Raw genomic sequence first — 19,186 nt, 5'->3', positions numbered from 1 at the left:
CCCGGCCAACCATCTTGTCCGATGGTCGAAGCCGGACAGGCGCCTATTTCGCGGCCCGGCAAAAACCTGTACGATGGCGGCTTGTTTGGAGCGGGCTGATTTGATGACGAAGACCCTGTTGCGTTCCATCGGCCTGTTCGGCGCCGGTGCCATGATTGCCACCCTCGCCCCCGCGATCGGCGCGGTCGACGTCGGCACCTACAAGGAACTCGACCAGTTCATGAGCGTGTTCGAGCGGGTCCGCTCGGACTATGTCGACAAGGTCGACGACCGCACCCTGATCAAGGGCGCGATCGACGGCATGCTCGCCAGCCTCGATCCGCACAGCTCCTATCTCGACGCGCGCGACCGGCAGAACATGCGCACCCAGACGCAGGGCGCCTATGGCGGCCTCGGCCTGTCGGTCACGATGGAGGACGGCGCGGTCAAGATCATGACCGCGCAGGAGGACACCCCCGCGGCCAAGGCCGGCCTCAAGACCGGCGACTACATCACCCATCTCGACGGCAAGCTGCTCTACGGCGGCACGCTCGACGAGGCGGTCGACCAGATGCGCGGCAAGCCCGGCACCAAGATCCTGATCACCGTCGTCCGCCCCGGCCGCGACAAGCCGTTCGACGTCTCGCTGACCCGCGAGCTGATCCAGCTCAAGCCGGTCAAGTGGGAGGTCAAGGACCAGGTCGGCATCATCAACATCAACACCTTCGTCAACGCCAACACCGGCGATTCGGTGCGCGCGGCGATCGCCGGCATCCAGAAGTCGCTGGGCCACGACCCGCTCGGCTATGTGATCGACCTGCGCTCGAACCCCGGCGGCCTGCTCGACCAGGCGATCGACGTGTCCGACATCTTCCTCGACCGCGGCGAGATCGTCTCGCAGCGCGGGCGCGAGAAGAACGACATCGAGCGCCGCTACGCGACGGCGAGCCCGCCCGACCTGGCCCACGGCCTGCCGATGATCGTGCTGGTCGACGCCGGCTCCGCCTCGGCGGCGGAGATCGTCGCGGGCGCGCTGCAGGACCAGAAGCGCGCGCTGGTGATGGGCGAGCGGACCTTCGGCAAGGGCTCGGTCCAGACCGTGCTCGAACTGTCCGACGACACCGCGCTCAAGCTGACCACGGCGCGCTACTACACGCCGTCGGGCAAGTCGGTGCAGGAGGGCGGGATCAAGCCCGACATCCTCGTGCCGCAGCTCAGCGACCCCGACTACAAGGACCGCCCGCGCCTGCGCGAGGCCGACCTGCGCCGCCACCTGATCAACGAGGCGAAGATCGACGACAAGGTGCTCGAGGACGACGGCAAGCCCGATCCGCGCTTCCAGTTCACCTCCGAGGCGCTGAAGAAGCAGGGGATCGACGACTTCCAGCTCGACTATGCGGTGAAGGCGATCGCCCGCATGGCCCACCCGCCGCTCCGCACCGCCCTGGCCGGCGCCAAGAGCGGGGCGCGGTAAGCCACATGATTTCCCCTCCCTGCAAGGGAGGGGTCAGTGGGTCACGGAGACGGGGCTCGACGCCCCTCGGCGGAGTTCCCTGGGACGACCGGGCAAGGCTCCCCTGAATCACGTTCAGGGTCGCCACCCACCCCCCGCCCCTCCCCTGAAAGGGAGGGGGGTTCGGCTATACCCGCCCCCATGACCGGTTTCGCCCAGGCGCGGCTCACCGCGCTCCTCCTGCCTTCGGCGCTGATGCTAGGGGCGCTCGGCTCGCAGTTCATCGGCGGGCTCTTCCCCTGCGAGATGTGCCATTGGCAGCGCTGGCCGCACGAGGCGGCGATCGCGCTGGCGCTGTTCGCCTTCCCGCTCGGCGACAAGCGATCGGGGCGGATCGTCCTCGCCCTGGCGATCGTCGCGATCCTGATCAGCGGCGCGATCGGCGTCTTCCATGCCGGCGTCGAATATCATTGGTGGCAGGGCATCACCCGCTGCTCGGCCCCGCCCAGCGGCGGGTCGGAGGGCGATCTGCTCGCCCAGATCATGGCGACGCCGATGATCCAGTGCGACGTGCCGCAATGGACGCTGTTCGGCATCTCGCTCGCCGGCTTCAACGCGATCTTCTCGATCCTCGGCGGGCTCGGCGCCATCGCGCTGTGGAAGCGCAAGCCATGAGCGCGGATGAGAAACAGCGCGCGGCGTCTTCGGCGGTCGCCAACGCGCAACAGCGCGCGGCGATGCTCCGCGTCGACCAGGCCGGCGAATATGGCGCGACGCGCATCTATGCCGGGCAGCTCGCGGTGATGGGCCAGCGATCGGCCGACGCCCGCGCGATCGCGCGCATGGCGGACCAGGAGGCGCGCCACCGCGCGGTGTTCGACCGGATGACCGCCGAGCGCGGGGTGCGGCCGACCGCGCTGCAGCCGCTGTGGAACGTCGCGGGCTTCGCGCTGGGCGCGGCCACCGCGCTGATCGGGCCCAAGGCGGCGATGGCCTGCACCGCCGCGATCGAGACCGAAATCGACCGCCATTATCGCGAGCAGATCGAGCAGATCGGCGACGGCGATCCCGAACTCAGCGCGACGATCGAGGAGTTCCGCGCCGAGGAGGTCGAGCATCGCGACGCCGCGATCGCCGCGGGCGCCGAACAGGCCCCGGCCTATCCGCTGCTGTCGGGCGCGATCCGGCTCGGCTGCCGCATTGCCATCGGGCTTTCGCGCCACATATAATGGGCGACCACAGCCAAGGAATCGCGCCGATGACGACCCACCGTTTGCTCCCGCCGGCGCTCGCTGTCCTGGCCGCCATCGCCGCCGCCGCGCCCTTCGCCATGCCCGCCCAGGCGCAGCGGACCCAGCGCGTGCTGACCATCTTCGGCACCGACCCCTGCCCGACCAGCAACGGCGACGAGATCGTCGTCTGCCAGCGCATGCCCGAAGGGGAACGCTACCGCATCCCCGAGCAGCTTCGCCGCACCGAGCCGCGCAACGACAATTGGAGCGACCGCGCGTCGAGCCTCGAATATGTCGGCCGCAGCGGCGCGCAGAGCTGCTCGACCAGCGGCGCCGGCGGCGCATCGGGCTGCTTCCGCCAGCTCGCCCGCAAGGCCTGCGACGAGGACAAGGCCGACGGCAAGAAGTGCGGGATCAAGTTCTGACGTCTCCCGGCGTCCTTCTCTTTTCCCAGGCGGCCTCCGCGCCATTCAGCACCCCGAAAGCGTCTCGCGCGTTAGCTGTCGCCATGAAGCTTCTGCTCCCGATCGCGCTGCTGCTCGCGGCGCCCGCGCTTGCCGCCCCCAAGGCCGAGGCGCCGCCGCCGCGCATGAGCACGCTGGTCGTGTTCGGCGACGATCCCTGCCCGCGCAGCTCGGACGAGGAGATCATCGTCTGCGCCCGCCAGCCCGAGAGCGAGCGCTATCGCATCCCCAAGGCGCTGCGGAAGAAGCCCAAGGCCGACGAGGTCACCCAGAGCTGGGTCGAGCGCACCCGGACCTTCGACATGGTCAGCAAGCAGGGCCTGCCCAACAGCTGCTCGCCCAACGGCAGCAACGGCCAGACCGGCTGCATGCGCCAGTTCCTGGAGGCCGCGCGCGCCGAGCGCGAGGCGATGAAACGGGGCGAGTGACCCCCTTCGGCCACATGGTCGAACCCTTCCGCTTTTCCGCCGATCGGCTATAGTTTCGGCGAGAGCATATCGATGAAGGCGATCGATCCCGACCTGCTGCTGAGAGCCTATTCGATCGGGGTCTTCCCGATGGCCGACAGCCGTGCCGCCGACGACGTCTACTGGGTCGAGCCGAAGAAGCGCGGCATCCTGCCGCTCGACCATTTCCGCCTGTCGCGCTCGCTCGCCAAGACGATCCGCTCGGACCGCTTCGCCGTCACCGCCGACCGGGCGTTCGGCGAGGTCGTCGCGGAATGCGCGGCGGTCACCAGCCAGCGGCCCGACACCTGGATCAACCCGGCGATCGAGGCCGCCTATGCCGACCTCCACCGCCGCGGCCACGCCCATTCGATCGAGTGCTGGCGCGAGGGGCGGCTGGTCGGCGGGCTCTACGGCGTGCGGCTGGGCGGCGCCTTTTTCGGCGAGAGCATGTTCAGCCGCGAGAGCAACGCGTCGAAGGTCGCGCTCGCCTGGCTGGTCGCGCGGCTCCGGGTCGGCGGCTTCCGGCTGCTCGACTGCCAGTTCATCACCGATCACCTCCAGTCGCTCGGCGCGATCGAGGTGAGCCGCGACGATTATGTCGCGTTGCTGGACGTCGCGCTGGGCGTGGTCGCCGGGGCGGGAGCGGCCGGCGGCGTCGCGGTCGCGGGGGCCGCGGCGGGCTGGTCGGCGCCCGACTTCTTCGCGCTCGACGGCGGCGCGACCGATCCCGACACGCGCACCGTGTCGGGGCCGATATCGGGATGCACCATCGTGCAGCTCTTGGGCCAGACGTCGTAGACCGGGTCCTCGACCGCGTTGAGCGACGGCGATTCCTTGAACAGCCAGCCCGAGAAGACCCGCCGCCAGGCGCCGTCGCGGCCGCGCACGTCGGTCTGGACGAAGGCGCCGGTCAGCTTCTGATCCTCCCAGGGGGCGGTCGTCTCGCAGGCGCGCAGGCGCAGGACGACGTCGCCGATCCGGATCGCCTGACCCGGCCGCAGGGTGACGTCGCGCGATTCGCCGTTGCGCTTGTTGAGCAGGCCGAGCACCGCCACCCGCTCGCCCATCGGCGTGCCTTCGGTGACGAGCGGCTTGTCGGGGATCTTCTCGACGACGGGCGTCGGCGCCGCCGCGGGGGTGTTGGCGTTGGCCGATTCGCTCTCGGTGTCGCCGCTCGGCGCCAAAGCGGGCGCGCCGGCCTGCTCGTCCGACGGGATCGCCTCGACCGGGACCTGCTGCTGGCTGATCGCCTGCCACGCGCCAAAGGTCGCGAGGCCGCCGAGCGCGACCGCGCCCAGCAGGATGCGCCTCACGGCTTGGGCGCCTCTTCGGCCCCGCCGGCGGCCGCGCCGCCCGACTTGTTGATGAACTGGCCGACCATGCTCATCAGGTCCATCGCGCCCTGGGTGTCGGCGATGGTGTCGCCGTCCTTGAGCGGGACGGTGTCGCCGCCCGGGATCAGCGAGACGAAGGTCGCGCCGAGAAAGCCCTCGGAGGTGATCGCCGCGCTGCTGTCGGCGGGCAGCTTGACCTTGGGATCGAGCGCGAGCGTGGTCTTGACCTGGAAGCTCTGCGGATCGAGCGCCTGGCTGGTGACGGTGCCGATCTTCATGCCGGCGACGCGGACCTCGCTGCCGACGTTGATGCCGGTGCTGTTGGGGAAGAGCGCGGTGACGTGGATCGCGCCGGCCTTGGCGCCGCCGCCGGTGGCGCCCCAGGCGAACCAGACGAACCAGGCCGCGAACAGGACGACGAACAGTCCGACGAGCGCCTCGCCGATATTCTCACGCAACAGCGACTTCATGGCTCAGTTCGGGCTCCATGCCTCATAATCGCCGGTCGCGGCGGCGCGGACGCCGCCCCGCTCGAGCGCGCCGGCCGGCCGATAGGCCGCCTCGGTCCCGGTCAGGTTCGGTTCGGCCGGCTTCTGCCAGGCGCGCGGCGCCGGAAGCTGGTCGGGGGTCAGGTCGGTGCTGTGGTGCAGCCAGCCGTGCCATTCCGCCGGAACCCGGCTGGCGTCGTTCGACCCGGAATAGATGACCCAGCGGCGCGGCCGGCCGTCGGTGGTGCGGCCGCCCTCGAAATAGACGTTGCCGAGCGCATCCTCGCCGATCCGCGTGCCGTTGAGCTTGCTGAACAGCAGCGTGCCGATCGTGGCGCCGTCCCACCAGGTGAAGATCTTCTTGAGCATGGCTGTCCGCTTAGCCCTTGCGCCCTAGAGGGCGCAAGTGTTTGTGGGGTGTTCGATTGGCCTCAAGCGCCGGCGTGCGCATCCGCGCACTTGGCTTTCCTCGCATAAGCTCGGGCGGCCGTTCGGCCTTGCGGGACGCTGGCGCGTCCCGTTCCACCGCAAAAAAACAAACGATCCTACTTCTTCTTCCACTCCACCCGATCGCCTTCGGCGATCCCGTTGGCGGCCGCGCCGCCGCCGACGATCTCGAGCACGGCGGCGACCGGCTCGCCCGATCCCACCGGGGTCAGGTCCTCGGGCACCGTGTTGGCGGCGATGCGGGCGATCGTGCCGTCGGCGCGGATGAAGATCATGTCGAGCGGGATGTAGGTGTTCTTCATCCAGAAGCTCGCCTCGCGCGGCGGCGACATCGGGAAGATCATCCCGCCATGGTCGGGCAGGCTGGTGCGGTACATCAGCCCGCGCGCCTGCTGCTGCGGGGTGGAGGCGACCTCGACCGCATAAGCCAGCTTGCCGCGCGCGGTGTGGATGGTCAGCGGGACGGTCGCCTGCGTCTCGGCGGCCGGCGGCGAGCCGGCGGCGGTCGGCGCGCAGCCCGCGAGCGCGAAGGACAGGGCGCCGAACGCGCCGATCAGCCGCAGCGGCGCGACCATCGTCAGTCGGTGATCAGCTCGACCGCCAGCGGGCCCTTGCGGCCCTCGGCGATGCGCGCCTTCATCCGCGTCTCGGGAAGAAGGTCGGGCAGGCCGGCGCGGCGGACCGTCTCCATATGGATGAAGATGTCCTGGGTCTCGCCGTCGCGGACGAGGAAGCCATAGCCCTTCAGGCGGTTGAACCATTTGACGATGACCGGCTCGGGCTCGCCCGCCTGGTCGACCAGCTGGGTCGGATCGACGCGGTCGGCGTTGCGCTTGGCGATCAGGTCGGGATCGGGGCCGGTCGCGGTCGACAGGTCGATCGCGAGGATGCGGCGCGCCTGCAGGCCGCGGTCGCGCGCCACCACCTCGCACGCGATGCGCGCGCCTTCGGGCAGGGTCCGGCGGCCATGGTCGCGCAGCACGGAAAAATGGACGAGCACGTCGCCGCGATCACCATCGGTGGCGATGAAACCGAACCCGCGGGTGGCGTCGAACCATTTCACCGCGCCCACGACGGTCTCGGCGGGTTCGCCGGCAGCCGGCGACACGCATTCCTGCCCGCTGTCCACGCTGACGTCGCGCAACGTTACAGACGCAACAGACTTCTCATTCATCGCCCTGTCACCCGCAGCCCTGGCGTCAGCTTCTATCATAGAGCGCCGTTGAAACGAAGCGCTTCCGAATCCGGTGCCGCGCCCCAAACCCTTGCCATTGCGCGTTCTGCGTCACGGTTCAACCCCTACCTCGTCAGGATCAACCTGGAGCAGGCGCAACACCAGCTCGATCGGATGGCCCGCGCGCGCCATCGCGGCGATCCAGCGGCGTTTCTCGGCGGGGTCGGCGGGGCGCGCGGCGAACGGCCCGATCCGCTTGCGCCGGGCGTAGCGCAGCGCCGCCGCCTCGGCGTCGCCGTCGATCCGCTCGCGCAGCCCCTCGGCCGTCTCGGCGTCGATCCCGGCGGCACGCAGCGCGCTGCCGATCCGCCGCGCGCCATAGCCGCGCCGCAGCAGCGCCTCGGCCCGGGCCGAGGCAAAGGCGCGGTCGTCGACATAGCCGCGCTCGGCGAAGCGCGCGACCAGCGCCTCGACCGGGGCCGGGCCGTCGCCGTCCCAGCCGCGCTCGCGCAGCTTGCGGCGCAGATAGGCGGTCAGTTTCGCCCGCGTCGTCGCGTAGCGCGCGGCATAGTCGAGCGCGGCGCGTTCGAGGGTCGCGGCGTCATAGGGCGGCAAGGCTTTGGCAACTTCATGGGGCATGCGCCATGATTGTGCCACAGTCGGGCCGGATTTTGAACGCGCCGCTCGGCAAGATGTGGCGCACTGAACGAGGCTGCCTGTTGGCTGGCCGGCGTCGCCGCAAGGGTGCGGCGATGCTGGATCGGGTGGGAATGGCCGCGAATGAACGAAGGATCTGACCGATAATGGCATTGGTGCCGACGCCGACAGCCGACGCGCTGCCGCGCCGTTTCTCCGATTTCGATACGCTGGGCGCGGCCCTCGACTATGCCGCGACCGGCACGCGGGGGCTGAATTTCCATGACGCCCGCGGCACGCTGACGCGCCCCTATCCCTTCGCCGAGCTGCGCGCCGAGGCGCTGGCCAATGCCGGCCGGCTGGTCGCGGCTGGGGTGCGCCCCGGCGACCGCATCGCCCTGATCGCCGAGACGGGAACCCATTTCGCCGCGCTGTTCTTCGGCGCGGTCTATGCCGGCGCCTGGCCGGTGCCGCTGCCGCTGCCGACCTCGTTCGGCGGCAAGGACAGCTATATCGACCAGCTCGCCGTCCAGCTCGGCAGCTCGGACCCGACGCTGCTCTTCTTCCCCGAGGAACTGGCCGAGATGGCGACCGCCGCCGCCGCGCTGCGCGGGGTGAAGGCGCTGAGCTACGAGGCGTTCGAGGCGCGCGAGGCGGTCGACGCGATCCTGCCGCAGGCGTCGCCCGACGACATCGCCTATCTGCAATATTCGAGCGGATCGACCCGCTTCCCGCACGGCGTCGCCGTCACCCACCGCGCGCTGCTCAACAACCTCGCCGCGCACAGCCACGGCATGCTGCTCGAACCGCAGGACCGCTGCATCAGCTGGCTGCCCTGGTATCACGACATGGGGCTGGTCGGCTGCTTCCTGTCGCCGATCGCCAACCAGGTGTCGGTCGACTATCTGAAGACCGAGGACTTCGCCCGCCGCCCGCTCGCCTGGCTCGACCTGATCAGTCGCAACGAGGGCACCTCGATCAGCTATTCGCCGACCTTCGGCTACGACATCTGCGCGCGCCGCATGTCGAGCCAGACCAAGGCGTCGGACCGCTTCGACCTGTCGCGCTGGCGGCTCGCCGGCAACGGCGCCGACATGATCCGCCCCGACGTGATGCAGTCCTTCGTCGACGCCTTCGCCGAGGCCGGCTTCAAGGCGACCGCCTTCCTGCCGAGCTACGGCCTGGCCGAGGCGACGCTCGCCGTCTCGATCATGCCGCCGGGCGAGGGCATCGTCGTCGAGCTGGTCGAGGAGACCCAGCTTTCGGGCGGCGACCACAGCAAGGACCGGCCGCGCCGCTTCCGCGCGATCGTCAATTGCGGCAAGCCGGTGCGCGACATGACGGTCGAGATTCGCGACGACGACGGATCGCCGCTGCCCGACAAGATGATCGGCAAGCTGTGGGCCAAGGGCCCGTCGATCATGACCGGCTATTTCCGCGACGAGGAGGCGACCGACGCCTGCATGGTCGACGGCTGGCTCGACACCGGCGACATGGCCTATATGTCCGACGGCTATATCTACATCGTCGGCCGCGCCAAGGACATGATCATCATCAACGGCAAGAACCACTGGCCGCAGGACATCGAGTGGGCGGTGGAGCAGCTTCCCGGCTTCAAGGCCGGCGACATCGCCGCCTTCGCGATCACCACCCCGGGCGGCGAGGAGACCCCCGCCGTGCTCGTCCAGTGCCGCACCTCCGACCCCGAGGAGCGCGCCCGGCTGCGCGACCAGATCCGCGAGAAGGTCCGCGCGATCACCGGCATGCACTGCGTGGTCGAGCTGGTGCCGCCGCGCACCCTGCCCAAGACCAGCTCGGGCAAGCTGAGCCGCGCCAAGGCGCGCAACCTCTATCTGTCGGGCGAGATCCAGGGCTACGACATCGCCGCATGATCCGGCCGACATGATCCGGCGAAGCGCGCGCCTCCGGACATGGGCGGCCGCGCTGCTGGCGCTGTCGGCCGGGGCATCCGCCCTCGCCGCGCCGCTCGATCCGCTCGGCGACCCCGACCAGTTCCGCCGCGACGTCGAGGCGATCAACCGCAAGCCGCTGCCCGACGGCGAGGCGCTGGCGCGCGCGGTCGGCAACGCCGTGATGGTCGACGCCAAGGTGCGCGGCCGCTGCCAGCCGAAGAAGATCAGCATCGGCAAGCTCGAGCCGGTGACGCTCGACGGCATGATCGCCGCGATGATCGCCGCCGGCCGGATCGAGAATGGCTGGATCGCGTCGGTCAGGCTCGACGACTGCCCGCCCGCCGACCCGATCCGCGTGCTGCTGCTGCGCATGGCCGACGGGGCGACCCTCGACGGCGTCTTCGCCGGCCAGGGCGAGAGCCTCGCCTGGCCGACGCTGTCGCGCGAGGCGCTGCGCGCCACGGTCGCCGCCGCGTCGCAGCGCCTGCATGCCGAGGACCCGCAATGCGCGCCCAGGGAGCTGACGCCGACCGGGGTGCGCGTCACCGGCACCAGCCCCGATCTCGGCCCCAGCCAGTACGGCATCCGCCTGAAGGGATCGTGGACCGAGCTGTGGACCTTCGAGCCGTGCAGCCACCGCCTCGCCATCCCGATCGCCTTCCGCACCAACGGCGCCGGCGGCGCCTGGTGGGATATCGACCAGCCCGGCATACAGTTCGCGAAGTGACAGGCAGTTCGCGAAGTGACGGGCGGCGGATGTCGGCCGCCATCCCGCAACCCCTTGCGCTTGCACGCCCCCACCGCTATGTGCCCGCCTCTCGGACCCGGAGGAGTGTAGCTCAGTTGGTAGAGCATCGGTCTCCAAAACCGAGGGCCGGGGGTTCGAGTCCCTCCACTCCTGCCATCTGACGATGGCCGGAAGGCCGCTGGGGTCGGGAAACGAGACGAGGTCAGGTCCGCCGGCCGAAAGGCCGAAGAGCGGACCGCGGCCTCGTGTCGTTGTTTGCGTGGTTTCCGGGTCGGACCCGGCAGGATAGGCTGAGGACGTGGCGAAGACTTCACCCGTTGAGTTCATCAACCAGGTCAAGGCCGAGACCCGGAAGGTCGTCTGGCCGAGCCGCAAGGAAACGATCGCGACCACGATCATGGTCGGCATCATGACCCTGCTGCTGGGCCTGTTCTTCTTCGGGATCGATCAGATGTTCGCGTCGATCGTGAAGTTCCTGCTGTCCCTCCTGGGCTAAAAGACGGAGACGTTGGCGTTCATGGCGCGCTGGTACATCATTCACGCCTATTCGGGCTTCGAGAACAAGGTCCGGGAAGCGATCCTGGCCGATGCCGCGCGCCTGGGCCTGGAGCAGCTCGTCGAGGCCGTCGAGGTCCCCACCGAGAAGGTCACCGAAGTCCGGCGCGGCAAGAAGATCACGTCGGACCGCAAATTCTTCCCCGGCTATGTGCTGGCGAAGCTCAGCATGAACGACGACGTCTACCACCTGGTGAAGAACACGCCGAAGGTGACGGGCTTCCTCGGTTCGTCGGGCAAGCCGCAGCCGATCAGCGAGGCCGAGGCCGCGCGCATCCTCAACACCAAGGAGGAGGCCGCCGCCGCCGCGCCCAAGACCAAGCTCAAGGTCGATTACGAGATCGGCGACCAGGTCAAGGTGCTCGACGGTCCGTTCGCCAGCTTCAACGGCGTCGTCGAGGAGCTCGACTTCGACCGCAGCCGCGTCAAGGTGTCGGTGTCGATCTTCGGCCGCGCGACCCCGGTCGAGCTCGAGTTCGAGCAGGTCGAGCGGGTCAAGTGACGGCCTGACCAGGGCCGTCATCCTGAACTTGTTTCAGGATCCACCGGGCCACACGCACGGACGGTGCGGATGATGGGTGGATGCTGAAACAAGTTCAGCATGACGATTTGGAAAGTTTCGGAGCGATCCGGAATAGGCGCCTTGCAGGTGCCGAACATTGCGGGAGAGGGCGTCGGCCTTCGCATGGACCGCTAAACTTGGAAGAGAGTGAAACATGGCAAAGAAGATCACGGGCTATATCAAGCTCCAGGTGCCCGCTGGAAAGGCGAATCCGTCGCCGCCGATCGGCCCCGCGCTCGGTCAGCGCGGCGTCAACATCATGGACTTCTGCAAGGCGTTCAACGCCCAGACCGGTGATTTCGAGGTCGGCACCCCGCTGCCGACGATCATCACCGTCTATGCGGACCGTTCGTTCAGCTTCGTCACCAAGACCCCGCCGGCGACCTATCTGATCAAGAAGGCGATCAACCTGAAGTCGGGCTCGAAGGAGCCGGGCAAGGCGAGCGCCGGCAAGATCAAGCGGTCGCAGCTGGCCCAGATCGCCGAAGTGAAGATGAAGGATCTCAACGCCAACGATATCGAGTCGGCGACCCGCATCATCGAAGGCTCGGCCCGCGCGATGGGCCTCGAAGTGGTGGAGGGCTGAGACCATGGCCAAGCTGAGCAAGAAGCAGAAGAACCAGGCCGCGTCGGTCGACAGCCAGAAGCTGTACGGCGTCGATGAGGCGATCGCCCTCGCCAAGCAGAACGCCACGTCGAAGTTCGACGAGACGATCGAGGTCGCGCTGAACCTGGGCGTCGATCCGCGCCACGCCGACCAGATGGTCCGCGGCGTCGTCACCCTGCCCAAGGGCACCGGCAAGGACGTCCGCGTCGGCGTGTTCGCGCGCGGCGCCAAGGCCGACGAAGCCAAGGCCGCCGGTGCCGAGGTCGTCGGCGCCGAAGACCTGCTCGAGACGATCCAGGGCGGCACGGTCGACTTCGACCGCTGCATCGCGACCCCGGACATGATGGGTCTGGTCGGCCGCCTCGGCAAGATCCTGGGCCCGAAGGGCCTGATGCCGAACCCGAAGCTCGGCACCGTGACGATGAACGTCGCCGAAGCCGTCAAGGCGGCCAAGGGCGGCCAGGTGGAGTTCCGCGTCGAGAAGGCCGGCATCATCCACTCGGGCATCGGCAAGGCGAGCTTCCCGGCCGAGGACCTGCGCGCCAATTTCGACGCGTTCGTCGACGCGATCGTCAAGGCGAAGCCGACCGGCGCCAAGGGCAAGTACCTCAAGAAGGCCGCCGTCAGCTCGACCATGGGCCCGGGCGTGAAGATCGACGTGGCGGACGTCGCCGGCGCCTGATCGCCGGTCCGCACGACACGCCTTCGAAAGGGGCCGGGAGCGATCCTGGCCCCTTTTTCGTGGCCCGCGTCCGGCCCGCCCGACCTGTCGGGTTTCTTTACATCCCTGCCCCGCCCGCCCGCGCCACCCGACGCCCGAACCTTGGAAAACGGGCCTTTCGGGCAAATGGCACGATTGCGCTTACCTTTCCGGCAACCCGTTATTCCTCTCGCCCGGGGCGAGGGCGGGGAGATGGTCCGATGGTCAGTTCCGCATTCCGGGGGTATTTGCGTTGAGCATGGCCGCCGCGATCGCCTCTCCGCCTGGGCGCAACTCGATACGGTGACGGCGTGGCTGCAGAAGGTTCCGCAGCCGAGCGCGCTGGTCCTGTTCCTGGTCGCGGTCGCGGGGGTGCTGGTGGGTCGCATGCGAGCCGCAGGCGCCGCGAGCCATGAGTTGCGCGTGACGTTCGAGTAGCTTGCGTTCCATTGCGTTCGTTCCCGTGCGTTGTTTTGCGTGATGCGGCCCCGCCCGCCCTTCCCCGCCCGCCCGGCGGAGATGGACGGGCGGGGGTTCTTTCGGCGATCCGCGTTTTCGACGATTGACCTCGCCGCCTCGCCGCGCTTGAAGCGGCGGCATGACCGGCACCCTCGACCGCCAGATCGACCATCGCGGCGCGCCGCGCCGGATCCCTCCACATCCTATGTCGCCGCGCTGTTCGCGAAGGGCATGCCCAAGATCGCCCAGAAGCTGGGCGAGGAGGCGGTCGAGACGGTGATCGCGGCGATGGCCGGCGACCGTCGCGGGGTGACGGGCGAGGCCGCCGACCTGCTGTTCCACCTGATGGTGCTGCTGGCCGAGGCGGGGGTGCCCTTCGCCGACGTGCTGGCCGAGCTCGACCGCCGCGAAGGCACGTCGGGCCTCGCCGAGAAGGCGGCGCGGCCGAAGGGGTGATCATCCCTTTACGGGACGGACGAATTGGGAGTTGGAGAAGACGATGCCGATCGATGCGACCCAGCCTTATGACGACGACAATGTCTTCGCCCGCATCCTGCGCGGCGAGCTGCCGTCGCGGAAGGTCTATGAGGACGACTGGGCGCTCGCCTTCCACGACATCAACCCGCAGGCGCCGGTCCACCTGCTGGTGATCCCCAAGGGCCGCTACGTGTCGTGGGACGATTTCACCGCCAGCGCGAGCGACGCCGAGATCGCCGGCTTCGTCCGCGCCGTCGGCCATGTCGCGCGCGAGGCGGGGCTGCCCGCGCCGGGCTATCGCCTGCTCGCCAATGTCGGCGGCCACGGCCACCAGGAGGTGCCGCACCTCCACGTCCACATCTTCGGCGGGCGGCAGTTCCACGCGATGCTGGTGAGCTGAGCCGCGAGCAGACCCGTCCCGCCCGCCCTCGCGCAATTCTGTTGCGCGCGGCGGAATTAGCGATTAGGCTCCCCCTCCCATGACCGGCCGCGCGCACAAGCCCGGCATGAAAGGGACATCCGCATGATATTCGGGCGTGTTAAGCCTCTCGACGCCATTCTCGCCACAGCAGCGAAAAAGTCGCTGCACCGATCGCTAGGGCCGTTCCAGCTCACCATGCTGGGGATCGGCGGCATCATCGGAACCGGTATCTTCGTTCTCACCGCCGAAGCCGCGCAGAAGGCCGGCCCCGGCATGATGCTCAGCTTCGTGATCGCCGGCTTCGTCTGCGCGGTCGCGGCGCTCTGCTATGCCGAGATGGCGGCGATGGTGCCGGTGTCCGGCTCCGCCTACACCTACAGCTACGCCGTGATGGGCGAACTGGTCGCCTGGATGGTCGGCTGGGCTCTCGTCCTCGAATATGCGATCGCCGCCGGCGCGGTGTCGGTCGGATGGTCGGGCTATGTCGTCGGCCTGTTCCAGTCGTTGACGGGGATAACCGTGCCCAAGGAACTGGTGCTCGGCCCGATCGACGGCGGCATCGTCAACATCCCCGCCGCGATCATCGCGCTGCTCGTCACCTGGCTGCTGGTGCTCGGCACCAAGGAGAGCGCCACCGTCAACGCCGTGCTGGTCGGCATCAAGGTCGCCGCGCTGTCGCTGTTCGTGGTGCTGGCGCTGCCGGTGATGAACATGAACAATTTCGATCCCTTCGCCCCGCTCGGCTTCGCCGGTATCTCGGCGGCGGCGGCATCGATCTTCTTCGCCTATGTCGGCTTCGACGCGGTCTCGACCGCCGCCGAGGAGACCAAGAATCCCCAGCGCAACATGCCGATCGGCCTGATCGGCTCGCTCGGCATCTGCACCGTCTTCTACATGCTCGTCGCCGCCGGCGTGATCGGCGGCGTCGGCGCCCAGCCGATGCTCGACGCCTCGGGCGCCGCCATCCCCACCGGCTCGCCCGCGCTGGCGCAGGCCTGCTCGGCGATCGGCGACGCCAAGGTCGTCTGCTCGAAGGAGGCGCTGGCCTGGACCCTGCGCGAGATCGGCTACAAGGAGATCGGCAACCTGCTCGGCCTCGCCGCCGGCCTCGCCCTTCCCTCGGTCATCCTGATGATGATGTTCGGCCAGACCCGCATCTTCTTCGTGATGAGCCGCGACGGCCTGCTGCCGGGCGTCTTCTCGCGCATCCATCCGCGCTTCAAGACGCCGCATGTCGTTACGGTCATGACCGGTATCTTCGTGGCGATCTTCGCCGCGCTGTTCCCGGTGGGCGCGCTCGCCGACATCTCCAATTCGGGCACGCTGTTCGCCTTCGCCGCGGTGTCGATCGCGGTGCTGGTGCTGCGCCGGACCGATCCGAACCGCAGCCGCCCCTTCCGCACCCCGGCGGTGGCGCTCGTCGCCCCGATCGCGACGATCGGCTGCATCTACCTGTTCTTCAGCCTGTCGCGCTACACGATCACGCTGTTCTTCAGCTGGGCGGCGGTCGGGCTGATCGTCTATTTCCTGTACGGCTATCGGAAGAGCAACCTCGGCCGGGGCATCGTCGAGACGCACGAGACCGATCCCGACGCGCCGCCGCAGCCGGTGCCGCCGATCGAGTGATCGGCAACACGCCAGGACCGATGGATCGAGCCCGGCGAAAGCCGGGCTCTTTCTTTGTCAGGGGACGCGGAGCCGATCCTCGATCAGCGCGGCGAGGTCCTCGCCCTCGGGCAGGCGCGGCCCGGTCAGCGCGATGATCCGCCCGGCGGCGATCGATCCCATGCGCAGCGCCACCGGCAGGTCGCGGCCCTGCGCGAGGCCGGCCAGCACCCCGGCGGCGAACAGGTCGCCCGCGCCGGTCGTGTCGACGATCGCCCCGAACGGCTCGGCGGGCGCCTCGCAGCGCCGCCCGCCCTCCACGCCGATCGCCCCGTCGGGCCCGCGCGTCGCGATCAGCAGCGGCACCCGCGCCGCCGCCCAGGCGACGCCGGCCTCGAAATCGGCGCGGCCGCTGAGCTCGGCCAGCTCGCCCTCATTGGCGAACAGGATGTCGACCAGCCCCGCGTCGAGCAGCGCGACGAAATCGTCATGATGCTGCTGGACGCAATATTCGGAGGACAAGGTGAAGGCGGTGCGCCGGCCGTGCGCGCGGGCGGTCTCGATCGCGGCGCGGGCGGCGGCGCGCGGCTCGTCGGTCCGCCACATATAGCCTTCGACGTAGAGGATCGCCGCCTCCGCCGCGATCGCCCCGTCGAACGCCGCCGCCGGCAGATATTCGGACGCGCCGATCGCGGTGTTCATCGTCCGGTGGCCGTCGGGGCTGACGATGATCAGGCAGCGTCCGGTCGGCCGGTCGATCGGCGGCAGCGGGAAGGCGATGCCGCCGGCGGCCATGTCGTCCGCGAACAGCCGGCCGAGCCGGTCGGCGCCGACCTGGCCGACGAAGGCGAGCCGCAGCCCGAGCCGGGCGAGCGCCGCCATCGTGTTGGCGGCGGAGCCCCCGCACACCTCCTCGCACTGCCCCATCGCCGCGTGCAGCAGCACCGCGCGGTCGGGGGCGATCGGCTGCATCAGCCCGCGCATCAGCCCCTGCGCCGCGACGAAGCCGTCGTCCTTGTGGCACAGCACGTCGACCAGCGCGTTGCCGATCGCGACGACGTCGTAGCGGGGGGGAATCATGCGCCCGGCTCCTAGCGAAAGCCGTCGCCGCCGCCAAGCGGTCCGCCGCCCGGCGCTTGCGCCCGGCCCGATATGATGCTGTGCGGGGCGGCATGACCCTGTTGCGATCCGCCCGCCTCCTGCCCCTCGCCCCCGCCGCGCTGCTCGCCGCCTGCGGGCCGACCGGCCATGTCCCCGTCGTCTCGGCCCCGCCGCCGCCGGTGCGGGCCGAGGCCGGGCTCGACCGGGTGCTGGGCAAGGACGCCCGTGCGCTGATCAGCCTGTTCGGCGTCCCCGACCAGGATGTCCGCGAGGAGCCGGCGCGCAAGCTGCAATATGCCAGCGGCGTCTGCGTGCTCGACGCCTATCTCTATCCGCCGGGGCCGGGCCGCGAGCCGGTCGTCACCCATGTCGACGCCCGCCTGCCGACCGGCGAGGACATCGACCGCGCCTCCTGCATCGCCGCGCTCAGCCGGCGGAAGGAAGCGCGTTAAGCCATATCTTCCCGATCAGTCCCGGCCCTCGGGCGCGCCGAGCGGGAAGAAGTGGCGGTAAGGCCGCGCCTCGTCGAGCGCGCGGGCGTAGCTCGGCCGGGCGAGCAGCCGCGCGCGATAGGCGCGCAGCGCCGCATATGTCTCGGGGATCGCGTGGCTCCAGTCGGCATAGAGCAGTTGCGGCGCCGCCGAGCAGTCGGCGAGGCCGAAGTCGCCCGCCACCCACTCGCGGTCGCGCATCCGCTCGTCGAGCAGCGCATAGGCGGTGTCGAGCGCGGCGCGCCAGCGGTCGCCGCCGTCGTCATGCTCGCGGCCGATCGCGATGTAGACCAGGCGCTGCTGCGGATAGGCGACATAATTGTCGAAGAAGCGGTCCCACATCCGCACCTCGGCCGCCGCCAGCGGATCGGCGGGGATCAGGCGCGGCGCATCGGGAAAGCGCGCCTCGACATGTTCGATGATGCCGGTCGCCTCGAACACCAGTTGGCCGTCGTCGACCGCCACCGGGAATTTGCCGACCGGCCAGAGCGCGGCGAACTCGCCCGCGTTCGGCTCGCTGCCGTCGAGCATCTTCTCCTCGAAGGCGATGCCCTTCTCGTAGAGCGCGGTCTTGGCCTTCTGGCAGTAGGAGGAGAAGGGATGGGCGTAGAGCTGGATCGTCATGGTCGCGCTGCCTTTCCGTTCATCGGCCGATGATGACATGCCGGGCGGCCTCGCCGGCTTCGCTGGAGAGCACCCTATAGCCGAGCGCGGGAAGGTCGAGCCCCGCGAACAGCGCCTCGCCGCGGCCGAGCAGCACCGGCGCCACCGCGAGATGCAGCTCGTCGACCAGCCCCGCGGCCAGATATTGGCGCAGCGTCGACACGCCGCCGCCGATCTTGACGTCGCGATCGCCGGCCGCCGCCTTCGCCTGCTCCAGCGCCGCGCCGATCCCGTCGGTGACGAAGTGGAAGACGGTGCCGCCCGCCATCACCAGCGGGTCGCGCCGGTGGTGGGTGAGGATGAAGGTCGGCGCATGGAACGGCGGTTCGTCGCCCCACCAGCCCGTCCATTCGTCGCCGTTCCAGGGGCCGCGCACCGGCCCGAACATGTTGCGGCCGAGGATGTGCGCGCCGAACCCCTCCATCGCGCGGCGGGCATGGACCGCGTCGACGCCGTCGGTGTCGCCGCCCTCCTCGCCGATCATCGCCCGGAAGCTGCGCGTCGCGAAATACCATTGGTGCAGCTCGGTGCCGCGATGCCCCAGCGGGTCGGCGAGGCTCTGGCCGGGGCCGGCGCCGAAACCGTCGAGCGAGATCGAAAAGCCCGCCGCGCGAACCTTGCTCATCATGACTCTCCTGAACCGCTTTCAATCTGCAAGCAGTTGCGTCCTATTTCAACCGATTGTACTTTGCAAGCGGTCATGACGACGGAACGACTTCCCGGCCGCTCCGGCTGCCCGATCAACCTGACGCTCGAAGTGCTCGGCGACCGCTGGAGCCTGATCGTCATCCGCGACATGATGTTCGGCAACCGCCGCCATTTCCGCGAACTGCTCGGCCAGTCGGAGGAGGGCATCGCCTCCAACATTCTCGCCGACCGGCTGAAGCGCCTCGTCGCCCTCGGGGTGCTGTCGAGGCAGGACGATCCGACCCACAAGCAGAAGGCGGTCTACAGCCTGACCGACAAGGGGATCGAGCTGCTGCCGCTGCTCGTCCAGATGGGCGCCTGGGGCCGCCGCCATCTGCCGACCACGCCCGAGCTGGCGATCCGCCAGCAGCTCATGGAGGAAGGCGGGCCGGCGCTGGTCGCCGATTTCATGGCCGAGCTGCGCCACCTGCACCTCGGGGTGCCGCTGCCCGCCGGACACGATCCGGTCCTTCCCCGGCTGCGCGCCGCCTATGAGGCGGAACTGGCGCGCCGGGGCGGCTGACGGAATTGGGTCGGTTCC

The 19,186-nt window shown here is 69.4% G+C and carries 26 protein-coding genes, 1 tRNA gene and 1 pseudogene; 19 read left to right on the top strand and 9 right to left on the bottom strand.

Translation table 11 applies throughout. The features are described from left to right. The first annotated feature begins 103 nt into the window (after positions 1 to 103). The 6 genes from HRJ34_RS20540 (at position 104) to aat (ending at position 4,375) form a co-directional block, all read left to right on the top strand. A complete protein-coding gene (locus tag HRJ34_RS20540) occupies positions 104 to 1,453 on the top strand; it encodes a S41 family peptidase (RefSeq protein ID WP_012048759.1) in 1,350 nt (449 codons plus the stop codon). Positions 1,454 to 1,633: 180 nt separating this feature from the next. Then, on the top strand, positions 1,634 to 2,107 hold the full coding sequence (locus HRJ34_RS20535) for a disulfide bond formation protein B (protein ID WP_016744979.1): 474 nt from the start codon (positions 1,634 to 1,636) through the stop codon (positions 2,105 to 2,107). After that, on the top strand, positions 2,104 to 2,661 hold the full coding sequence (locus HRJ34_RS20530) for a demethoxyubiquinone hydroxylase family protein (protein ID WP_208632254.1): 558 nt from the start codon (positions 2,104 to 2,106) through the stop codon (positions 2,659 to 2,661). Before HRJ34_RS20535 ends, HRJ34_RS20530 begins: the two co-directional genes overlap by 4 nt. Positions 2,662 to 2,690: 29 nt before the next feature. Then, the gene (locus HRJ34_RS20525) at positions 2,691 to 3,089 is read left to right on the top strand and encodes a hypothetical protein (RefSeq protein WP_016744981.1); all 399 of its coding nucleotides are present in this window, start codon (positions 2,691 to 2,693) and stop codon (positions 3,087 to 3,089) included. Between the two features lie 83 nt (positions 3,090 to 3,172). Then, on the top strand, positions 3,173 to 3,556 hold the full coding sequence (locus HRJ34_RS20520) for a hypothetical protein (RefSeq protein ID WP_012048763.1): 384 nt from the start codon (positions 3,173 to 3,175) through the stop codon (positions 3,554 to 3,556). A gap of 72 nt (positions 3,557 to 3,628) precedes the next feature. Beyond that, the gene (aat, locus tag HRJ34_RS20515) at positions 3,629 to 4,375 is read left to right on the top strand and encodes a leucyl/phenylalanyl-tRNA--protein transferase (protein ID WP_029995382.1); all 747 of its coding nucleotides are present in this window, start codon (positions 3,629 to 3,631) and stop codon (positions 4,373 to 4,375) included. 35 nt (positions 4,376 to 4,410) lie between these two features. Here aat and HRJ34_RS20510 read toward each other — a convergent pair. From HRJ34_RS20510 to HRJ34_RS20485, 6 genes and pseudogenes are all read right to left on the bottom strand, one after another. Continuing rightward, a pseudogene (locus tag HRJ34_RS20510) lies at positions 4,411 to 4,644 on the bottom strand (DUF2155 domain-containing protein); the annotation flags it as partial. Between the two features lie 242 nt (positions 4,645 to 4,886). Then, a complete protein-coding gene (mlaD, locus tag HRJ34_RS20505) occupies positions 4,887 to 5,381 on the bottom strand; it encodes an outer membrane lipid asymmetry maintenance protein MlaD (protein ID WP_012048765.1) in 495 nt (164 codons plus the stop codon). A 3-nt stretch (positions 5,382 to 5,384) separates the two neighbouring features. Then, the gene (locus HRJ34_RS20500) at positions 5,385 to 5,768 is read right to left on the bottom strand and encodes an NADH:ubiquinone oxidoreductase subunit NDUFA12 (protein ID WP_012048766.1); all 384 of its coding nucleotides are present in this window, start codon (positions 5,766 to 5,768) and stop codon (positions 5,385 to 5,387) included. 176 nt (positions 5,769 to 5,944) lie between these two features. After that, a complete protein-coding gene (locus HRJ34_RS20495) occupies positions 5,945 to 6,421 on the bottom strand; it encodes a DUF192 domain-containing protein (RefSeq protein WP_208632253.1) in 477 nt (158 codons plus the stop codon). A gap of 2 nt (positions 6,422 to 6,423) precedes the next feature. Next, positions 6,424 to 7,020, bottom strand: coding sequence for a cold-shock protein (locus tag HRJ34_RS20490; RefSeq protein ID WP_012048768.1), 597 nt, complete (start codon positions 7,018 to 7,020; stop codon positions 6,424 to 6,426). A gap of 111 nt (positions 7,021 to 7,131) precedes the next feature. Further along, on the bottom strand, positions 7,132 to 7,659 hold the full coding sequence (locus tag HRJ34_RS20485) for a regulatory protein RecX (RefSeq protein WP_404947152.1): 528 nt from the start codon (positions 7,657 to 7,659) through the stop codon (positions 7,132 to 7,134). A 164-nt stretch (positions 7,660 to 7,823) separates the two neighbouring features. On the opposite strand from HRJ34_RS20485, the gene HRJ34_RS20480 reads away from it, so the two are divergent. From HRJ34_RS20480 to HRJ34_RS20430, 11 genes are all read left to right on the top strand, one after another. Beyond that, positions 7,824 to 9,548 carry a fatty acyl-AMP ligase gene (locus HRJ34_RS20480; protein WP_012048770.1) on the top strand — a complete coding sequence of 575 codons (1,725 nt, stop codon included), beginning with the start codon at positions 7,824 to 7,826 and terminating at the stop codon, positions 9,546 to 9,548. A 10-nt stretch (positions 9,549 to 9,558) separates the two neighbouring features. After that, positions 9,559 to 10,296 (top strand): hypothetical protein, encoded by a 738-nt coding sequence (locus tag HRJ34_RS20475; protein WP_208632251.1) that lies wholly within the window; start codon positions 9,559 to 9,561, stop codon positions 10,294 to 10,296. Between the two features lie 101 nt (positions 10,297 to 10,397). Next, positions 10,398 to 10,473 (top strand) — tRNA-Trp (locus HRJ34_RS20470). 142 nt (positions 10,474 to 10,615) lie between these two features. Then, a complete protein-coding gene (secE, locus tag HRJ34_RS20465; RefSeq protein WP_012048772.1) occupies positions 10,616 to 10,813 on the top strand; it encodes a preprotein translocase subunit SecE in 198 nt (65 codons plus the stop codon). Between the two features lie 21 nt (positions 10,814 to 10,834). Beyond that, complete coding sequence (gene nusG / locus HRJ34_RS20460) at positions 10,835 to 11,374, top strand: transcription termination/antitermination protein NusG (RefSeq protein WP_012048773.1); 540 nt, start codon at positions 10,835 to 10,837, stop codon at positions 11,372 to 11,374. A 214-nt stretch (positions 11,375 to 11,588) separates the two neighbouring features. After that, complete coding sequence (rplK, locus tag HRJ34_RS20455; RefSeq protein ID WP_012048774.1) at positions 11,589 to 12,020, top strand: 50S ribosomal protein L11; 432 nt, start codon at positions 11,589 to 11,591, stop codon at positions 12,018 to 12,020. 4 nt (positions 12,021 to 12,024) lie between these two features. Beyond that, positions 12,025 to 12,723, top strand: a complete 699-nt coding sequence (gene rplA, locus HRJ34_RS20450) for a 50S ribosomal protein L1 (protein ID WP_012048775.1) — start codon at positions 12,025 to 12,027, stop codon at positions 12,721 to 12,723. Positions 12,724 to 12,954: 231 nt separating this feature from the next. Continuing rightward, a complete protein-coding gene (locus HRJ34_RS20445) occupies positions 12,955 to 13,179 on the top strand; it encodes a hypothetical protein (protein WP_208632250.1) in 225 nt (74 codons plus the stop codon). Positions 13,180 to 13,326: 147 nt separating this feature from the next. Then, complete coding sequence (locus HRJ34_RS20440; protein ID WP_226948871.1) at positions 13,327 to 13,656, top strand: phosphoribosyl-ATP diphosphatase; 330 nt, start codon at positions 13,327 to 13,329, stop codon at positions 13,654 to 13,656. 43 nt (positions 13,657 to 13,699) lie between these two features. Next, on the top strand, positions 13,700 to 14,077 hold the full coding sequence (locus HRJ34_RS20435) for a histidine triad nucleotide-binding protein (protein ID WP_208632249.1): 378 nt from the start codon (positions 13,700 to 13,702) through the stop codon (positions 14,075 to 14,077). Positions 14,078 to 14,200: 123 nt separating this feature from the next. After that, entirely contained in the window at positions 14,201 to 15,724 is a 1,524-nt protein-coding gene (locus HRJ34_RS20430) for an amino acid permease (protein WP_012048778.1), read from the top strand. 57 nt (positions 15,725 to 15,781) lie between these two features. On the opposite strand, the gene HRJ34_RS20425 is transcribed toward HRJ34_RS20430, so the two are convergent. Continuing rightward, positions 15,782 to 16,783, bottom strand: coding sequence for an adenosine kinase (locus HRJ34_RS20425; RefSeq protein WP_208632248.1), 1,002 nt, complete (start codon positions 16,781 to 16,783; stop codon positions 15,782 to 15,784). Between the two features lie 92 nt (positions 16,784 to 16,875). Between HRJ34_RS20425 and HRJ34_RS20420 the strand changes: the two genes are divergently transcribed. After that, on the top strand, positions 16,876 to 17,256 hold the full coding sequence (locus HRJ34_RS20420) for a hypothetical protein (protein ID WP_012048780.1): 381 nt from the start codon (positions 16,876 to 16,878) through the stop codon (positions 17,254 to 17,256). A gap of 15 nt (positions 17,257 to 17,271) precedes the next feature. Here the strand turns inward: HRJ34_RS20420 and HRJ34_RS20415 are convergent, their stop codons facing one another. Beyond that, entirely contained in the window at positions 17,272 to 17,919 is a 648-nt protein-coding gene (locus tag HRJ34_RS20415) for a glutathione S-transferase family protein (RefSeq protein WP_450088464.1), read from the bottom strand. 19 nt (positions 17,920 to 17,938) lie between these two features. Continuing rightward, entirely contained in the window at positions 17,939 to 18,583 is a 645-nt protein-coding gene (locus HRJ34_RS20410; protein WP_226948870.1) for a dihydrofolate reductase family protein, read from the bottom strand. A gap of 75 nt (positions 18,584 to 18,658) precedes the next feature. Here HRJ34_RS20410 and HRJ34_RS20405 point away from each other — a divergent pair, with 75 nt between their 5' ends. Further along, positions 18,659 to 19,168: a winged helix-turn-helix transcriptional regulator gene (locus tag HRJ34_RS20405; protein ID WP_012048783.1), complete on the top strand. Its 510-nt coding sequence runs from the start codon at positions 18,659 to 18,661 to the stop codon at positions 19,166 to 19,168. Positions 19,169 to 19,186: the final 18 nt, after the last annotated feature.

The organism is Rhizorhabdus wittichii, assembly GCF_017607425.1.
Classification (GTDB): domain Bacteria; phylum Pseudomonadota; class Alphaproteobacteria; order Sphingomonadales; family Sphingomonadaceae; genus Rhizorhabdus; species Rhizorhabdus wittichii.
Note: the sequence above shows the minus strand (reverse complement) of the source record. Positions and strands in the feature narration are given on the sequence as shown.

Excerpts from the sequence above, each read along its gene's own strand:
- HRJ34_RS20540 (WP_012048759.1), top strand. The coding sequence starts at position 104 with ATGACGAAGACCCTGTTGCGTTCCATCGGCCTGTTCGGCGCCGGTGCC.
- HRJ34_RS20535 (WP_016744979.1), top strand. The coding sequence starts at position 1,634 with ATGACCGGTTTCGCCCAGGCGCGGCTCACCGCGCTCCTCCTGCCTTCG.
- HRJ34_RS20530 (WP_208632254.1), top strand. The coding sequence starts at position 2,104 with ATGAGCGCGGATGAGAAACAGCGCGCGGCGTCTTCGGCGGTCGCCAAC.
- HRJ34_RS20525 (WP_016744981.1), top strand. The coding sequence starts at position 2,691 with ATGACGACCCACCGTTTGCTCCCGCCGGCGCTCGCTGTCCTGGCCGCC.
- HRJ34_RS20520 (WP_012048763.1), top strand. The coding sequence starts at position 3,173 with ATGAAGCTTCTGCTCCCGATCGCGCTGCTGCTCGCGGCGCCCGCGCTT.
- aat (WP_029995382.1), top strand. The coding sequence starts at position 3,629 with ATGAAGGCGATCGATCCCGACCTGCTGCTGAGAGCCTATTCGATCGGG.
- mlaD (WP_012048765.1), bottom strand. The coding sequence starts at position 5,381 with ATGAAGTCGCTGTTGCGTGAGAATATCGGCGAGGCGCTCGTCGGACTG.
- HRJ34_RS20500 (WP_012048766.1), bottom strand. The coding sequence starts at position 5,768 with ATGCTCAAGAAGATCTTCACCTGGTGGGACGGCGCCACGATCGGCACG.
- HRJ34_RS20495 (WP_208632253.1), bottom strand. The coding sequence starts at position 6,421 with ATGGTCGCGCCGCTGCGGCTGATCGGCGCGTTCGGCGCCCTGTCCTTC.
- HRJ34_RS20490 (WP_012048768.1), bottom strand. The coding sequence starts at position 7,020 with ATGAATGAGAAGTCTGTTGCGTCTGTAACGTTGCGCGACGTCAGCGTG.
- HRJ34_RS20485 (WP_404947152.1), bottom strand. The coding sequence starts at position 7,659 with ATGCCCCATGAAGTTGCCAAAGCCTTGCCGCCCTATGACGCCGCGACC.
- HRJ34_RS20480 (WP_012048770.1), top strand. The coding sequence starts at position 7,824 with ATGGCATTGGTGCCGACGCCGACAGCCGACGCGCTGCCGCGCCGTTTC.
- HRJ34_RS20475 (WP_208632251.1), top strand. The coding sequence starts at position 9,559 with ATGATCCGGCGAAGCGCGCGCCTCCGGACATGGGCGGCCGCGCTGCTG.
- nusG (WP_012048773.1), top strand. The coding sequence starts at position 10,835 with ATGGCGCGCTGGTACATCATTCACGCCTATTCGGGCTTCGAGAACAAG.
- rplK (WP_012048774.1), top strand. The coding sequence starts at position 11,589 with ATGGCAAAGAAGATCACGGGCTATATCAAGCTCCAGGTGCCCGCTGGA.
- rplA (WP_012048775.1), top strand. The coding sequence starts at position 12,025 with ATGGCCAAGCTGAGCAAGAAGCAGAAGAACCAGGCCGCGTCGGTCGAC.
- HRJ34_RS20445 (WP_208632250.1), top strand. The coding sequence starts at position 12,955 with ATGGTCCGATGGTCAGTTCCGCATTCCGGGGGTATTTGCGTTGAGCAT.
- HRJ34_RS20435 (WP_208632249.1), top strand. The coding sequence starts at position 13,700 with ATGCCGATCGATGCGACCCAGCCTTATGACGACGACAATGTCTTCGCC.
- HRJ34_RS20430 (WP_012048778.1), top strand. The coding sequence starts at position 14,201 with ATGATATTCGGGCGTGTTAAGCCTCTCGACGCCATTCTCGCCACAGCA.
- HRJ34_RS20425 (WP_208632248.1), bottom strand. The coding sequence starts at position 16,783 with ATGATTCCCCCCCGCTACGACGTCGTCGCGATCGGCAACGCGCTGGTC.
- HRJ34_RS20420 (WP_012048780.1), top strand. The coding sequence starts at position 16,876 with ATGACCCTGTTGCGATCCGCCCGCCTCCTGCCCCTCGCCCCCGCCGCG.
- HRJ34_RS20415 (WP_450088464.1), bottom strand. The coding sequence starts at position 17,919 with ATGACGATCCAGCTCTACGCCCATCCCTTCTCCTCCTACTGCCAGAAG.
- HRJ34_RS20410 (WP_226948870.1), bottom strand. The coding sequence starts at position 18,583 with ATGAGCAAGGTTCGCGCGGCGGGCTTTTCGATCTCGCTCGACGGTTTC.
- HRJ34_RS20405 (WP_012048783.1), top strand. The coding sequence starts at position 18,659 with ATGACGACGGAACGACTTCCCGGCCGCTCCGGCTGCCCGATCAACCTG.